Here is a 15273-nt window from a genome sequence, read left to right as displayed (position 1 = left end):
CCACCCCCAGGCACCCCTTTGCCCTCGACCTCCGTCTCAAAGAGCGTAGAAAAGAAGCGAATGTCACACCGGCCCAAACATCGACGCAGCAGGTGCAGGCAGCCCAACCCGATCCATCTCCTGCTGCTCCTGTTAACAGCCGTCTCCGTTGCCCAAGCCAGCACACCGCTCACCGGCAACGCGCTCAACGACGGCTACTATGCCATGTACAACCTCGACTTCGCCAAGGCCCACAACGACTTCAACCAGTGGATGACCGAGCACCCCGAAGACCCGCTCGGCCCCGCCTCCGACGCCGCCGCCTACATCTTCAACGAATTCGACCAGCTCGGCGTCCTCGACATCGAGCTCTTCGCCGACGACAGCCGCTTCGAATCCCGCAAGCCCCCCGCGGTCGATCCAGCCATCAAGCAGGGCTTCCTCAATCGCACCACCCAGACCGACCAGCTCGCCGACGCCGCCCTCAAGCGCAACCCGCGCGACGCCAACGCCCTCTACGCCAAAGCCGTCGTCTCCGGCATGCGCGCCGACTGGGCCTCGCTCATCGATCGCCACGAGTACGGCGCCTACCGCTACAGCGAGATCGCCAGCAGCTACGCCAAACAAGCCCTCGCCGTCGATCCCACCCTCTACGACGCCAACCTCGCCGTCGGCATCGAGAACTACATGCTCAGCCTCAAGGCCGCGCCCATCCGCTGGATTCTCGGCCTCACCGGCGCAGGCACCAGCAAAGCCGAAGGCGTCCGCCTGCTCACCCTCACAGCCGAACGCGGTCACTTCACCGCCCCGTTCGCCCGCCTGATGCTCGCCGTAGGCGAACTCCGCGACGGCCACACCGAGCAGTGCAAAGCCATCCTCATCTCCCTCTCACACGAATTCCCCCGCAACACCCTCTACACCCGCGAGATCGCCCGCCTGCACTAGTCAAAGGATCTTCGCTTGCCATCTCAAAAAGAAAAAGCCCCGAAAACGGGGCTTTACTCTTGAGTAAACAAAACGCAATAACCTGCACAAAGTCAAAATCTTACCCAGCATGCGCAAAAAAGCGCAGGGGCCGGACTACTTGGCCGTCGCGACAGCCTTGACGCGCGCATTCAACCGGCTCTTGTACCTGCTGGCGGTGTTCTTGTGCAGCACGCCCTTCTGGACGCTCTTATCGAGCACCGAAACGGTCTCGCTGTAAGCCTTGCCCAGCGTCCCCTTATCGCCGGCCGCAATGGCCTCGCGCAGCGTGCGCAGCGTGCCACGCAGCTTGCTCTTGTTGGCGCGGTTCACCGCGGTCTTGGTCTCGGTCTGACGTGCGCGCTTCAACGACGAAACATGATTTGCCATAGAACTCTCTTCTCTCAACCCGTTTGGAGGGGGGAATGGGGTGCAGGCCAAAGCGGGCTGAAACACACGCCTGCCGCACACCCTGCAATTTCTAAGTCTACGAGACTTGCCGCCAACGGTCAACCGCATATCTTGTGAGGGCACGCTGTATTTCCAGCGATTCCCGCCACAGAATTTGCCCCTTGACGCCCCACCCGGAGCGGGCTACTCTGTGCGCATCTTTGGTACTCGATTGGTGCATTTCACCATCCCGGCCGCAATCCCCTTACCAAAACCCTTCCCTGCTCTACATTTGCAAAAACAGCAACTCCCAGCCCACTTCGCCTGTCTAATTAACAGGGCGAGTAACCCAGCATCGCCTGACGGAGGTCAGCACCCGATTTGATCAAACAATCCCTGGAAATCACCCCTGGCATTGAGCCCCTCTACGGGACCCACGACGAAAACCTCAGGCTCCTTGAGGACAAACTCAACGTCACGATCGATCTCCGCTCCGACGCCATCCACGTCACAGGCGAACCCGCCAGTGTGGCCCGCGTCGAACAAATCTTCACCGACTTCGACCACCTCCGACGCTCCGGCGTCTACCTGCAGAACGGCGAACTCAACGGCATGTTGCGCATGCTCCTCGCCGATCCCTCCGTCACCCTCCGCTCCCTCGTCGAATCCAGCAAACAGCGCTCCGCCGGCGTCAAGCGCATGGTGCAGCCGCGCTCGCCCAACCAGCGCAAGTACGTCGAGGCCATCGAACAATGCGACATGACCTTCGGCCTCGGTCCCGCCGGAACCGGCAAAACCTACCTCGCCGTGGCGATGGCCGTCTCCGCGCTCATGGCCAAAAAGATCAGCCGCATCATCCTCGTCCGCCCCGCCGTTGAAGCCGGCGAACGTCTCGGCTTCCTGCCCGGCAGCCTCCAGGAAAAGGTCGATCCCTACCTGCGCCCGCTCTACGACGCACTCTACGACCTCGTCGATCCAGTCAAGGTCGACAAGATGCTCGAGACCAATGTCATCGAGGTCGCACCGCTCGCCTTCATGCGCGGACGCACCCTCAACGACGCCTTCATCATCATGGACGAGGCGCAGAACACCACCACCGAGCAGATGAAGATGTTCCTCACCCGCATGGGCAACAACTCCAAGGCCGTCATCACCGGCGACCTCACCCAGATCGACCTTCCCAACCCGAAGAAGTCCGGTCTGATTGAAGCGATCCATGTCCTCGACGGCGTCGAAGGCATCCGTTTCTGCCAGTTCGAAGACGTCGACGTCGTCCGCCACCAGCTCGTCCAGCGCATCGTCCGCGCCTACGACAGCTACGGCCGCGCCCAGCAACAGCTCCCGCTCGCCCTCGGCGAAACGACGCTGCCCGAACCGTCTGCAATCGCTCCAGCCGCGCCAGCAAAGATCGCGGCCAAACCGCAGTAACGCAACCAGCCTGCGATACCATACATCAGCAGAGGGCTTTCGGGCCCTCTGTTATCTTTTTGAACTTCGATCCTATGACCGAGCCTCCAAGTCTTCATCGCTTCAAGCTGGCCTGCCTCGCGCTGCTGCTCGTACCCTTCGCAGCCGCACAAGCGCAGCAACCAAATACCAAATGGCAGCTCACCTGGAGCGACGAGTTCAACGGCCCCAACGGCTCCAGCCCCGACCCAGCCAAATGGTCGTTCGAGACCGGAGGCAGCGGCCACGGCAACAACGAACAGGAAACATACACCTCGCGTCCTGCTAACGTCGAGCAGCGCGACGGAAACCTCGTCATCACCGCGCGCAAGGAAGACTTCACCGGCAAAGACAACATCCCTCGCCACTACACCTCTGGCCGCATCCGCACGCTGGGCCACTTCGCCCAGGCCTACGGACGCTTCGAAGCCCGCATGAAGCTCCCCGTCGGCAAAGGCATCTGGCCCGCCTTCTGGCTCCTCGGCGAAGACATCCCACAAGTAGGCTGGCCAAACTCCGGCGAGATCGACATCCTCGAAACCATCGGCGCGCCTGACACCATGTACTCCACTCTCCACGGCCCCGGCTACAGCGGCGCCCACGGCATCTCGCAAAAATTCACGCTGCCCCCAGGCGAAGCCGTAGACTCCGCAATCCACACCTACGCGGTCGAGTGGGCCCCCAACGACATCAAATTTTATTTCGACGACCACCTCGTAGCCCACCGTACCCCAGCCGACCTGCCACCCGGCACGAAGTGGGTCTACGACCACCCCTTCTTCATCATCCTCAACTTCGCCGTAGGCGGCTACTGGCCGGGCCTTCCAGACGCAACAACCAAATTCCCGCAGCAGATGCTCGTCGACTACGTCCGCGTCTATTCCCTGAAGCATCCATCGAAGATGCAAACAGCAAAGCAGGCCGAACAATGATCACCATCGACCCTGCTGCAAAATCAGTGACGCTCTCGAAGCCCGCGCTCTCCCGCTTCGCCAACTCCGCCCGCCGAGCCATCGGACTCACCGGCCAAGTCAGCATCCTGCTCTCGACCGACGCCGAGCTCAAGCGCCTCAACCGCACCTTCCGCGGCAAAAATAAACCCACCGACGTCCTCAGCTTCCCCGCGCCCGCCGAAATCGCCGCCGAGCACGCCGGAGACCTCGCCATCTCGCTCGAAACCGCGTCACGTCAAGCCGCATCCTACGGCCACCCACTCACCGACGAGCTCCGCATCCTCATCCTCCACGGCCTGCTGCATCTCTCCGGCATGGACCACGAAACCGACCACGGCGAAATGGCCGCCCGCGAAGCCGAACTCCGCAGCAAGCTTCGCCTGCCCGTCACGCTCATCGAGCGCGCCCACAAGCCAACAGCAAAAAGCCTCAGCAAAAAGAGGCGCGCATGAGCACAGACGCCATCAGCACGATCATCTTCATCCTGCTGCTCATCATCCTCGCGCTCGCCGCCTACGTCGACCGCGTCTACACCGAGATGGGCAAATTCCTCACCCGCGAGTACCAGGAGAACATCGACGCCTGGGAGCACCTCGTCGAACCTCGCCTCGGCCTCAGTCACGAATCCATCGCCCTTTCCGCCTCGGTCCTGCGACAACTCACGCTCGCCGCCATCGCTCTCTTCGCCGGACTCCGCCTCTACACCCACACCACCTCGCTTCTGCCCACGCTCGCCCGCACGCCCAGCGCCATCGAGATCGCCCGCGCCGCCGTCGAAATCATCCTGCTCATCCTCGTCTTCGACTGGCTCATCCCGCAGCTTCTCTTCACCCGCACCCGCGGTCTCCGGGTCGTCCGCATCCGCTTCATCCTGCAATCGCTCTTCTACCTCATCCTTCCCGTCACGCTGCTGCTGGGCCTGCTGCTCTCCATCGCCGCATTAGCCGAGCCCGAAGACAAGGCCACCGAAGACAGCCCCTCCGAAGCCGTCGACGCCCTTCTCGAAGCCGGCGAAGAAGAAGGCATCCTCGAGGAGTCCGACCGTGAGCTCGTCCGTTCCGCCGTCGAGTTCGGCGACAAGATCGTCCTCGAGGTCATGACCCCGCGCCCCGAAATCTTCAGCGTCCCCGGCACCCTCACCCTGCGCGAGTTCACCGCGAAAATCAACGAGAGCGCCTTCTCCCGCGTGCCCGTCTACTCCGGCACGCTCGACCACATCACCGGCCTCGCCTTCGCGCACGACCTCCTCCAGGTCCTCGACATCGAAGCCAGCACCCGCACCGTCGCCGAGATCCAGCGTCCCGTCGCCTTCGTGCCCGAAACCAAAAAAGTCGCCGAGCTGCTCCGCGAGATGCAGCGCGAGAAGCAGCACATGCGCATCGTCATCGACGAGTACGGCAACGTCGCAGGCCTCGTCACCATCGAAGACCTCCTCGAAGCCATCGTCGGCAACATCGCCGACGAGCACGACGAGTCCGAGCCCGACGACACACCCGAGCGCCAGCCCGACGGCTCCTACATCGTCTCCGGCACCTTCGAGCTCTCACGCCTGCGCGACCTCTTCAGCGACCAGCTCGTGCACATCCACACCTCCGACGAAGACGCGCCCCGCAACCCCGCAGACTCGCCCGAAGAGTACGACGGCGAGCCCGAAGAGACCCACGAACCTGCCCGCGAACAAGCTGTAGACCTGCGCCTCTCCGGCCACTACGAATCCACCACCCTCGGCGGCCTCGTCAGCGAAATCGCCGGCCACATCCCACTGCCCGGCGAAGTCGTCGAAGAAGACGGTTTACGCCTCGAAGTCCTCGCCAGCACAGACCGCCGCATCGACCGCATCCACGTCAGCCTCACCCATCCACCAGCCAGCGCGTAACACCGTTTATCCACATCTGCAGCTCTTATCTGTCGATGTCATTCTGAGCGCAGCAGCCTGCCCTGAGCGAAGTCGAATGGGAAGAACCCCCGCATTTTGCTCGCGGCTGCACAAACCCCGCCATCCCGAAGAAAGCCGCCCAAAAAGCACGTCATCTCGACCGGAGCCGCGAAGCGGCGGAGTGGAGAGACCCCTGTATTTTGCTTATTCCGCCACCACTCTTATCATCCTTCCACTCCAGCCGCCGGATGACCATTCCACCCCATATTCCGTACAATTGTTCGTACTTCCAACTGAAGGCGGAAGCGGGTCGAATTGGCAGCACGCGGTAGAAAACTCGAACAGCGACTCATCCCGGCGCTGCTGCTTGCGCTTCTATCAAGCGCCCCCCTCACCGCACAATCCGCGCTCCAGCGCTTCCATCAGACCCATCCCGCGATGGGCACCATCTTCACCATCGACCTCTACGCCCCCGACCAGGCCACCGCCGACCAGGACATGACCCTGGCCTTCAACGAGATCGACCGGCTTGAAGCCCTGCTCAGCAACTATCGCCCATCCAGCGAGCTCTCCCGCATCAGCCGCGAAGCAGGCTCCGGCCCAGTCACCACCGACCCCGAAACCTTCCGCTTCCTCACCCGCTCCGTCTACTGGAGCCGCGTCTCCAACGGCGCATTCGACATCACCGTCGGCCCGCTCCTCCGCGCCTGGGGCTTCTTCTTCCACCAGGGCCGCGTCCCCACACAAGCCGAGCTCAACGCCCTCAAGAATAAAGTCGGCTGGCAGCACATCGCGCTCGACCCGCAGACGCGCAGCGTCTCCTTCACCCAACACGAACCAATGGAGCTCGACCCCGGCAGCATCGGCAAAGGCTTCGCCGTCGAAAGCGTCGAAAAGCTCCTCCGCGCACAAGGCGTCACCTCCGCCTTCATCGACGCCGGCGGCAGCACGCTCTACGCCATCGGCGCAATCCCAGGCACCGCAGGCTGGCCCGTAGACGTACCCGACCCGCAACACCCAGGCAAACTCGCCGGCACCATCCAGCTCCGCGATACGTCGCTCTCCACCGGAGCCTGCACGCAAAAGTTCTTCATCAAAAACGGCCACCGCTACTGCCACATCTTCGACCCACGCACCGAGCGCCCCGTCGAAGGCGTGCTCCAAACCACCGTCATCGACCCCAGCGCAACCGACAGCGACGCGCTCTCCACGGTAGTCTTCGTCATGAGCCCCGCAGAGTCCCAGCGCCTGCTCAGCACCATGCCCAAAGTTCAAGCACTCATCTTCACCCAGACCACCTGCACCGCCATCCACTGGACAGGCGATCCCTGTCGCACACCCAATCTCCACAAAGGATCCCAGCCTCATGATTGATCGCCGTGAATTTGTCCGTGGCATCTCTGCCGCCGTCGCCGCCACCACACTCACCACAGACTCCCTCGCCCAGGCATTCGCCCAAACCACATCGAAGACCGAGGCAGAAGCCGAGCGCCAGATCGCCCGCACCACCGACTCGTCGCCCTTCCGCATCGGCATCATCGGCCCCGGCAGCCGCGGCAAAGAACTCGTCCGCAACTTCCTCCGCGTCCCCGGCGTCAAGATCGTCGCTGCAGCCGACGTCTACCAGCCGCGCTTCGCCGAACTGAACGCAGTCTGCGGATACGAGGTCGAGCCCCATTCCGACTTCCGCCAGTTGCTCGACCGCAAAGACCTCGACGCGGTCATCGTCTCCACGCCGCTCGGTCTGCACGCCAGCCACGTCATCCCCGCGCTCGAATCCGGCCACCATGTCTACGGCGAAAAGGCGATGGCCTACCATCTCGAAGACGCGCGCAAGATCGTCGAAGCCACCAAAGCCAACAAGCGCATCTTCCAGATCGGCCACCAATACCGCTACTCCCCGTGGATTCGCGCAGCCGTAGCGCGCGTCAAGCAAGGCGAGATCGGCCAGGTCACGCACATCATGGCCTACTGGAACCGCAACAACAACTGGCGCCGCCCCGTGCCCGACCCCTCACTCGAACGCCTCATCAACTGGCGCCTCTACAACGAGTGGTCCCTCGGCCTCTTCGCCGAGCTCGGCTCCCACCACATGGACATCGCCAACTGGATCCTCGACGCCACACCCACCTCGGCGATTGCATCCGGCTCCGTCTGCTACTGGCACGACGGCCGCGAGACCGACGACAACGTCCAGTCCGTGCTCTCTTACCCCGGCGGCCGCCGCTGCATCTTCACCTCGATGACCAACAACGCCAAGATGGGCGACCAGCTCTGGGTCTACGGCGACAAGGGCTCACTCAACCTCACGCTCATGGACGCAACCTTCTTCTACGAGCCGAAACACAAGGCCCACGTCGTCCCAACCAAAGCCGCGGGCAAAGCCGTCGTCACCAGCGCGTCCTACCAACCGGCAGGCGAGATGCCCTACCGCGGACCGGGCAAACCAGTCGAAGTCACCACCGCCGAAGACCCCACCACCGCAGCCACCCGCGCCTTCGTCTACTGCGTCCGCACCGGCGCCGACCCCATCTCCAACGTCCACGTAGGCTACGGCTCCGACCTCTGCGTCATCCCCTCCAACGAATCCCGCCACACCGGCCGCGAGGTCCAAATCCCAGCAGCCATCTGAGGGCAGACCACCAACACTTCCTGATACCCGAGAACTGAGAACTGATTCAGGACCAGCCAGCCAGTGCGGTTGCAATTCGGCTTGCTCTGACAGTTCTACTGTGCTATTTATGTAGCACAGTGTTTCGCAAGCCAAGCCCGTCATCCGGCGTCCCCATCTACGTTCAAATCAAGGAACAGATTCGCCATGCAATCGAAACCGGCGCAATCTCTGCCGGAGACCAGTTGCCAGGCATTCGGAGTCTTGCGGAAACGCTCATCATCAATCCCAATACCGTCATCAAGGTCTATCGCGAGCTGGAACAGGAAGGCGTGCTGGAAATACTCCATGGACTCGGAGCATTCGTAGCTTCCTGCAGGCGAAGCCTGTCCAGGGCAGAAGAGATACGTGGCGCGCAGGAACTGGTCCACGAGTTCGTTGACACATTGAAAAAACAGGGTCTGGCGGAGGGCGAAATTCGTCGGCTCTTTGAGGCCGAACTCGCCGGAGAGGTTCAACGGAGGTAGCAATGGCATCAGTCATCGAAACCATCGATTTGAAGAAAAATTACGGAAATCAGGAGGCTGTGCGCGGCTTAAATCTCTCGGTTCAGGCCGGTTCTGTATGCGCCTTTCTCGGCCAGAATGGCGCAGGGAAGAGCTCGACCATCAAGATGTTGCTAGGAATGATCCACCCGACATCGGGTACCGGCAGCATCTTCGGCCACCGCATCGACAAAGAGCGCGAAAGCCTTTTGATCCGCCAGAAAGTGGCCTTTGTTGCGGAAGACAAGCGGCTATACGACTACATGAGCGTCAGCCAGATCATTCACTTCACACGATCATTCTTTCCAAACTGGAACCACGCTCTCGAAGCCAATCTTCTGGAGCGGTTTGAACTTCCTCCTGAACGTAAAGTCCGACAGTTGTCGAAGGGGATGCGGACGAAACTCGCCTTGCTTCTTGGTTTCGCACGTGGCTGCGAGCTATTGATTCTGGACGAGCCCACCGAAGGGCTCGATCCCGTCGCTATCGAGGATGTCCTGCAGATTGTCGTGTCCCTGGCATCGGACGGAACCACTATCTTCTTTTCATCGCATCAGATCGCGGAAGTGGAACAGGTGGCAGATCACGTCCTGATGATCCATCGCGGAAAGCTCGTTCTTGACGCGTCCATGGACCGGATCAAGGAACAATATCGGCAAATCCAGGCCGTCTTTCCTGATGCTATCGAAGAGCGCGACCTCCGGCTTCCGGGCATTGAACGGGTTCATCTCGAAGGGCGAACCGCCTCGTTTGTGGCAAGCCACAACATAGACTCCATCGTCGAACACGTCCGCATGTTGCGCGCCGGCAGCATCGATGTGCTCCCTATCTCGTTGAAGGAGATCTTCCTCGAAAAGGTGAAGACGAGGTCATGAGTATGCTTTTTTACAAAGCTTGGATCGAGACGCGTGCACGTTTTGTTGCCGGACTCATTGCGGCGGCCATCATCTGCATCTTTTACATGGAGCAGCACGCTTGGCTGGTCCGGATGTGGACTGCGGATATGCAAAATCCTCACGGCTATCACATGAAGTGGATGCCGCTCGGAATTCACGAATATAGCTGGTATCTCTGGCATTATCTCTATAACAACTACCTGCAACAGGTCTGGGCCTTGTTTGCCATCCTGTTTGCTTTCGGTGGGTTGGTTCGCGAGCGGAATGGCGGAACAGCTTTATTCAGTCTCGGTCTTCCGGTTAGCCGAAGGCGATGGCTTTTCACGCGTCTGACAGTTGCCCTGCTGGAGAGCATTGCGTTGAGTCTGTTTGCTGTGCTCGTGGTCGTTATCGGCTCAGCGGTCATTCATCAAACCTACTCCCTCTCTCAGCTACTTTTACATTCGGCTCTTATGGTGGCTGCCGGAGTTTTTATAGTCGCCTTGGGCAATCTCTGTTACACGCTCTTCCCAGGCAACTATCTCAGCCTGATTCTTACTCTGGCGCTCCTTGGAGCGCCCTATCTATGGATTCAAACCTACATGCAGCACATGCGTTACCTGGGACGCACACCGTGGTTCAGGTACTTGGATCTTGCACATACCATGGCAGGGCCGTGGCAACTGAACTGGAGCACCATGCCATGGCTGCCACTGCTTGTGGCGTGGCTGCTCACAGCAGCCTTATTTGCAGCTACCGTGGCTCATGGTGATCGTCTTGACTACTAATTCTTCGCGCTCCCTTCAGTTTGTTCCACGCGGTTCACGCGTTGTCCTTTGGAAGGCATGGCGCGAGTCTCGTTCACGCTTCTTTTGTGCGCTTGTGCTGCTCATATCGTTGGTGATCTATGCGGTGCTCACCAGTCCTGGATTTATCACACGCTACAACGCGCACTTTCCCGATAAACCATTGCTCTATTCCGTCTATGTCTGGACCGGGCTTTTCCACTACGCTTTCGAGGGTTTGTGGATATTGGCCGCTCTGGTCCTTGCGTTGGGAGGTCTCGCACGAGAGAAAGCCACGGGCGTGGCTCCTTTTTCGCTCGCTCTTCCGGTACGTCGAATGAACCTCTTCCTGATCCGCGCCGCTATGGCTTTTGCTCAGTCAGTTGTACTAGGACTTGCCTCAGCGTTACTCATTCCGGCACTTTCGTCGCTCGTCGGCGAAGCCTATCCCTTCTCGCAGGCACTGGGGTTCGGTGCGTGGATGACCGGTGCGGGGCTCGTAATCCTGACATTTGGGTTGTTGATCTCAGAAGTATTTGAGGGAGAATTCACCGCACCGGTGGTCGGGCTTTGCTCGCTTACAGCGATCTTTCTAGGCTATCGCAGTCATACCTTCCGGGGCTGGAACGTCTTCGACGTGATGAGCGCGACCGCCTCGATCAATCCGCAAACCCAGCTATTGACCGGCACTTTTCATTGGCTCGATCTCGCCGCGTGTCTCTTTTTCTCACTGGTGCTGCTTTTCACGGCAGGCGCAGTCGTCAAGACCCGGGACTTCTAGCTCCAAACAAAACCGGAGAGCGCTCCTATCAACATGTTTCATCGAGAAATTCCTCAACTTTTTCGAGCTTTGAGCGAGTCGTGTCAACCCCCAAAATCTGTGCAAATCCCCACAAGCCCAACAAAACAACCGGCAAATAAATCCCGGAAACCTGGCGGTTTAGTTTTATCGAATCCGCTAAAATAGAAACAGAAAAAAAACAAGAAAGCCCGGCCAATCGCCGGGCTTTGCTCATTTAAATCAAGACTTTACAAGGAGCTAACCCGTGCCTCTCCATAAAATCAATGATTTACGGCGAGACGCACAGCCCAAGTCCAACCCTAACCCGAATGTCATGAAGGCTTTGCACAAAAACCAGGGGGAGGGGTCTCAGTCAATCGAGATCTTCCGCAGCAGGTTGAAGTCTGAGAGCATCTTCCCGGTCCCCAGCACCACCGAAGCCAGCGGGTCGTCGGCAATCGACACCGGCAGCCCCGTCTCTTCGCGAATCCGCTTGTCCAGGTTCTTGATCAACGCCCCGCCACCCGTCAGCACAATCCCTCGGTCCGAGATGTCCGCCGAAAGCTCCGGCGGCGTCCGCTCCAGCGCCACCCGGATCGCGTTGATGATCGTCGAGATGCACTCCGAAAGCGCCTCCCGGATCTCCGAGTCCTCGATCGTGATCGTCTTGGGTACGCCCTCGATCAGGTTCCGCCCCTTGACCTCCATCTCGATCGGCTTCTCCAGCGGGTACGCCGACCCCAGCGAAATCTTGATCTGCTCCGCCGTGCGTTCCCCGATCAGCAGGTTGTACTTCCGCTTCAGGTACGTCATCACCGCCTCGTCCATCTGGTTCCCGGCCATCCGGACCGACCGCGAGTAGACGATGCCCGCCAACGAGATCACCGCGATATCCGTCGTCCCGCCGCCGATGTCCACCACCATATTCCCGCCCGGCTCCGTAATCGGAAGCCCCGCGCCGATGGCCGCCACCATCGCCTGCTCCACCAGGTGCACCTCCGAAGCCTTGGCCCGGTAAGCCGAGTCCATCACGGCCCGCTTCTCCACCTGCGTAATCTCCGAAGGCACCCCGATGACTATCCGCGGATGCACCATCATCTTCCGGTTGTGCGCCTTCTGGATAAAGTAATTCAGCATCTTCTCCGTGTGGCGGAAGTCGGCGATCACACCATCCTTCATCGGCTTGATCGCAACGATGTTGCCCGGCGTGCGGCCAAGCATGTCTTTGGCTTCTTTGCCCACGGCCTCGACCTCGTTGGTAATCTTGTTCACCGCAATGATCGAAGGTTCGTTGACGATGATCCCCTTGCCATGTGCGTACACAAGCGTATTCGCCGTGCCGAGATCAATGGCAAGGTCGCTGGAAAAGAGGCTGAAGAGAGACCGCATATTGTGTATGCGGGAGTACCGCATCTGAAAACCGTTTGAAGACATAGGTAACTGAGATCGCTTCCTGAGAACGAGGCTCCCACTAGTGTAATCCCATTGCAAGACGGGAATCTCCACCGTCATCTAACCAGTTAGCACACGGTTCGGTCAGTACGTCCTACTTTGGTGCTACAGCCAGCATCCGGCAACAGAAAAGTGAAGCGGGAAATATCAAAACACTGGCATGCCGGGTAAAAGCAAAGCCGAGAACGTAGGGCAACACACAAGCCACAACCAAAGCGAGGAATGTTCCTGCAATCGGTCGCCATGCCGGATCGTACTCGCCGAGTGGCGTGAACATTGTAAAGATTGCCGAAGCAATTGCCGCCCACAAAATCAACCGAAATAACGCCAGTGTCGCTGTCTCCCAAAGCAACCTCATCCCACTCAGCCTTGTCGAGCCGACCTTTCGAACTGAGACCAACAATACGTCCAGCTTACGCAGGTCGCCTAACATGGTTTCCTCGGGATGGTGGAGAACGTAGTCAATCCCCGCGCGAAAATGGTAGTCGTTAAAGCTCCACTCATCCTTAAATGACAGCCCATAATTCAGGTCCGGATCAAACTTATCCAGGGTGCCGCCATCCTGAGGCGGATAGCGATCAAGAAAATCCGCATTGTTCCCCTTGTGGAAATTGATGCCGTCCAAACTAGTGCCAAAGGCATATCTCCCACTGGCACGGTGTTGATAGACCGCCCACCCCGCCGGTGCGGCTAGCGCAAGAACGACGGCAATAATCCGCAGCCGCGAACGGCGTTGCATCATCAGGAAGCCAAACAAGAGGACCATCGCTGCTGGCGCCATTGAACTTTTGGAAAGGTAAAGGCAGTCGAGTGCCAGAGCAAAGAGAATCGTCAAGGGCGTATTCAATTCTTTTGCCAGAAATAGAATCGCCACAGCGAGAGCAAGAAAGGCGTAGGAGTAGCCTTCTTCTACGGCGAGGTTGATAACACTAGCTAAAAATGCAGTCATCGTAAACGGTGCAAGAAGGAGCAGCACCATGGCTATTCGTCGCATTCGATCCGCCGGCATGCGCAACCAAGCTAGATAGACGGCAAACTCTATCGGGATGAGCAAAAGAAGAGCCTTGAAATACGCGACGGCTAGATAGCGATTGCCCAGCAGCTTGATTCCAAGCGCAAGTACGAGCGCCGTCATCGGCATATGTGCTGCATGGAAGCAAATAGGATTTCCCGGCGTTCCCATTGCCTCTGTACAGACCATAAGTCCATGACCATCAAGTAAGCTTTCGGTCGTGGGGCCAGCCAAATCGGAAAGATTAAAGAGGGGTCTGACAATACTGCCGCGATTGAATACGCAGGTGGCGGCAAGGGCGATGGCGATAGTTGCAGCCCAGAGACCGGCTAACAGCCAGCGGCTTCGCGCCGTTCGAGAGGCCGCGACATCAAAAGTGGATGCCATGCGCTCAATCTAAATCATGCCGCAGTCCTGTTTGAGACGGAATACTCAGGAACTTACAAATGGATACAATCAAGAACGATGTGAAAGGAATAAGACAATGATTATTGGCGTGCCCAAGGAAGTGAAAGATCACGAGAGCCGGGTAGGCGTCACGCCCGCAGGTGTCAAGGCGCTAGTTGAAGCCGGACACAAAGTCCTTGTTGAACATAATGCCGGGGCCCTTTCCGCTATGCCCGATGATGAATACCAGGCTTCTGGCGCGGAGATCGTCGGCTCCGCTTATGATGTCTGGCGGCTAGCCGAGATGGTTGTCAAAGTTAAAGAACCCATCACATCAGAGTACAAACATTTTCGCGAAGGACTTGTGCTATTCACCTATCTGCACCTTGCACCCGTACCAGATTTGACTGAGGCCCTACTGAACAAGAAAGTCACTGGAATCGCGTACGAAACAGTGCGCGACCGTGCCGGCTCCCTACCCCTCCTGACCCCAATGAGCGAGGTAGCGGGGCGCATGAGCGTTCAGGTCGGTGCAGCTTATCTAGAGAAAGAGCATGGCGGACGCGGTGTGTTGCTGGGTGGAGTCCCAGGCGTCCCTCCGGGCAATGTCTGCGTCATCGGCGGGGGGATTGTAGGAACCAACGCTGCAAAGATCGCATTGGGCATGGGCGCAAAGGTGACCCTGATTGACCTAAACCTGAACCGTCTGCGTGAGATCGACGATATCTTCAACGGTCGCGTCTTTACAGTCGCTTCCAACAGTTACAACGTCGAACGAGCTGTCAGTGAAGCTGACCTGGTCATCGGCGGCGTGTTGATTCCAGGAGCTGCCGCGCCGAAGATTGTCACGAAGGCAATGGTGTCGAAGATGAAAAAGGGAGCTGTTGTTGTGGACGTTGCGATCGATCAAGGTGGGTGCATCGAAACTGCCCATCCCACAACTCACAGCAATCCCTCGTTCGAGGTCGACGGCGTAGTCCACTACTGCGTAACCAACATGCCCGCAGCAGTACCAAATACATCCACACTCGCGCTGACGAATGCAACATTTCCCTATGTTCTGAAGCTGGCACGTATGGGCGCGAAGACCGCTATAGGCGAAGATAAGGGAATTGCCGAGGGAGTTAATACTTACAACGGCACACTAACCTATGAAGCTGTCGCTACCGCACAGAGACGCGAATGGCAACCGGTCTCTACACTCGTTCAATAACGGCG

General features: G+C 59.0%; 16 protein-coding genes. 12 read left to right on the top strand and 4 right to left on the bottom strand.

From position 1 onward, the window contains the following. The first annotated feature begins 60 nt into the window (after nucleotides 1-60). A complete protein-coding gene (locus IEX36_RS14695; protein WP_188760308.1) occupies nucleotides 61-924 on the top strand; it encodes a hypothetical protein in 864 nt (287 codons plus the stop codon). Between the two features lie 135 nt (nucleotides 925-1059). On the opposite strand, the gene rpsT is transcribed toward IEX36_RS14695, so the two are convergent. Further along, complete coding sequence (gene rpsT, locus IEX36_RS14690; RefSeq protein ID WP_188760307.1) at nucleotides 1060-1332, bottom strand: 30S ribosomal protein S20; 273 nt, start codon at nucleotides 1330-1332, stop codon at nucleotides 1060-1062. Nucleotides 1333-1713: 381 nt separating this feature from the next. Here rpsT and IEX36_RS14685 point away from each other — a divergent pair, with 381 nt between their 5' ends. The 10 genes from IEX36_RS14685 (at nucleotide 1714) to IEX36_RS14640 (ending at nucleotide 11204) form a co-directional block, all read left to right on the top strand. After that, the gene (locus IEX36_RS14685) at nucleotides 1714-2760 is read left to right on the top strand and encodes a PhoH family protein (RefSeq protein WP_188760306.1); all 1047 of its coding nucleotides are present in this window, start codon (nucleotides 1714-1716) and stop codon (nucleotides 2758-2760) included. Between the two features lie 74 nt (nucleotides 2761-2834). Then, on the top strand, nucleotides 2835-3710 hold the full coding sequence (locus IEX36_RS14680; protein WP_188760305.1) for a glycoside hydrolase family 16 protein: 876 nt from the start codon (nucleotides 2835-2837) through the stop codon (nucleotides 3708-3710). Further along, nucleotides 3707-4183: an rRNA maturation RNase YbeY gene (ybeY, locus tag IEX36_RS14675; protein ID WP_188760304.1), complete on the top strand. Its 477-nt coding sequence runs from the start codon at nucleotides 3707-3709 to the stop codon at nucleotides 4181-4183. The genes IEX36_RS14680 and ybeY overlap by 4 nt, the downstream gene beginning before the upstream one ends. Continuing rightward, on the top strand, nucleotides 4180-5607 hold the full coding sequence (locus IEX36_RS14670) for a hemolysin family protein (protein ID WP_188760303.1): 1428 nt from the start codon (nucleotides 4180-4182) through the stop codon (nucleotides 5605-5607). Before ybeY ends, IEX36_RS14670 begins: the two co-directional genes overlap by 4 nt. Nucleotides 5608-5922: 315 nt before the next feature. Beyond that, nucleotides 5923-6981, top strand: coding sequence for an FAD:protein FMN transferase (locus IEX36_RS14665; protein ID WP_188760302.1), 1059 nt, complete (start codon nucleotides 5923-5925; stop codon nucleotides 6979-6981). Further along, a complete protein-coding gene (locus IEX36_RS14660) occupies nucleotides 6974-8239 on the top strand; it encodes a Gfo/Idh/MocA family protein (protein ID WP_188760301.1) in 1266 nt (421 codons plus the stop codon). Before IEX36_RS14665 ends, IEX36_RS14660 begins: the two co-directional genes overlap by 8 nt. A 119-nt stretch (nucleotides 8240-8358) precedes the next feature. Next, on the top strand, nucleotides 8359-8745 hold the full coding sequence (locus IEX36_RS17730) for a GntR family transcriptional regulator (RefSeq protein WP_188760300.1): 387 nt from the start codon (nucleotides 8359-8361) through the stop codon (nucleotides 8743-8745). A 2-nt stretch (nucleotides 8746-8747) separates the two neighbouring features. Continuing rightward, nucleotides 8748-9638, top strand: coding sequence for an ABC transporter ATP-binding protein (locus tag IEX36_RS14650; protein ID WP_188760299.1), 891 nt, complete (start codon nucleotides 8748-8750; stop codon nucleotides 9636-9638). Between the two features lie 2 nt (nucleotides 9639-9640). Further along, nucleotides 9641-10426 carry an ABC-2 transporter permease gene (locus IEX36_RS14645; RefSeq protein ID WP_188760298.1) on the top strand — a complete coding sequence of 262 codons (786 nt, stop codon included), beginning with the start codon at nucleotides 9641-9643 and terminating at the stop codon, nucleotides 10424-10426. Beyond that, nucleotides 10404-11204, top strand: a complete 801-nt coding sequence (locus IEX36_RS14640; RefSeq protein WP_188760297.1) for a hypothetical protein — start codon at nucleotides 10404-10406, stop codon at nucleotides 11202-11204. Before IEX36_RS14645 ends, IEX36_RS14640 begins: the two co-directional genes overlap by 23 nt. Nucleotides 11205-11232: 28 nt before the next feature. Here IEX36_RS14640 and IEX36_RS14635 read toward each other — a convergent pair whose 3' ends face one another. The 3 genes from IEX36_RS14635 to IEX36_RS14625 all read right to left on the bottom strand — a co-directional run bounded on the left by IEX36_RS14635 (nucleotide 11233) and on the right by IEX36_RS14625 (nucleotide 14055). Then, complete coding sequence (locus tag IEX36_RS14635) at nucleotides 11233-11439, bottom strand: hypothetical protein (protein ID WP_188760296.1); 207 nt, start codon at nucleotides 11437-11439, stop codon at nucleotides 11233-11235. Between the two features lie 134 nt (nucleotides 11440-11573). Then, nucleotides 11574-12638 (bottom strand): rod shape-determining protein, encoded by a 1065-nt coding sequence (locus tag IEX36_RS14630; protein WP_308422322.1) that lies wholly within the window; start codon nucleotides 12636-12638, stop codon nucleotides 11574-11576. Nucleotides 12639-12750: 112 nt separating this feature from the next. Continuing rightward, the gene (locus IEX36_RS14625) at nucleotides 12751-14055 is read right to left on the bottom strand and encodes a hypothetical protein (protein WP_188760294.1); all 1305 of its coding nucleotides are present in this window, start codon (nucleotides 14053-14055) and stop codon (nucleotides 12751-12753) included. A gap of 97 nt (nucleotides 14056-14152) precedes the next feature. Here IEX36_RS14625 and ald point away from each other — a divergent pair, with 97 nt between their 5' ends. After that, complete coding sequence (ald, locus tag IEX36_RS14620) at nucleotides 14153-15268, top strand: alanine dehydrogenase (protein ID WP_188760293.1); 1116 nt, start codon at nucleotides 14153-14155, stop codon at nucleotides 15266-15268. Nucleotides 15269-15273 lie beyond the last annotated feature (5 nt).

Origin of the sequence: Edaphobacter acidisoli (assembly GCF_014642855.1) — a bacterium.
In the GTDB taxonomy this organism is placed as follows: Bacteria; Acidobacteriota; Terriglobia; order Terriglobales; family Acidobacteriaceae; genus Edaphobacter; species Edaphobacter acidisoli.
Note: the sequence above shows the minus strand (reverse complement) of the source record. Positions and strands in the feature narration are given on the sequence as shown.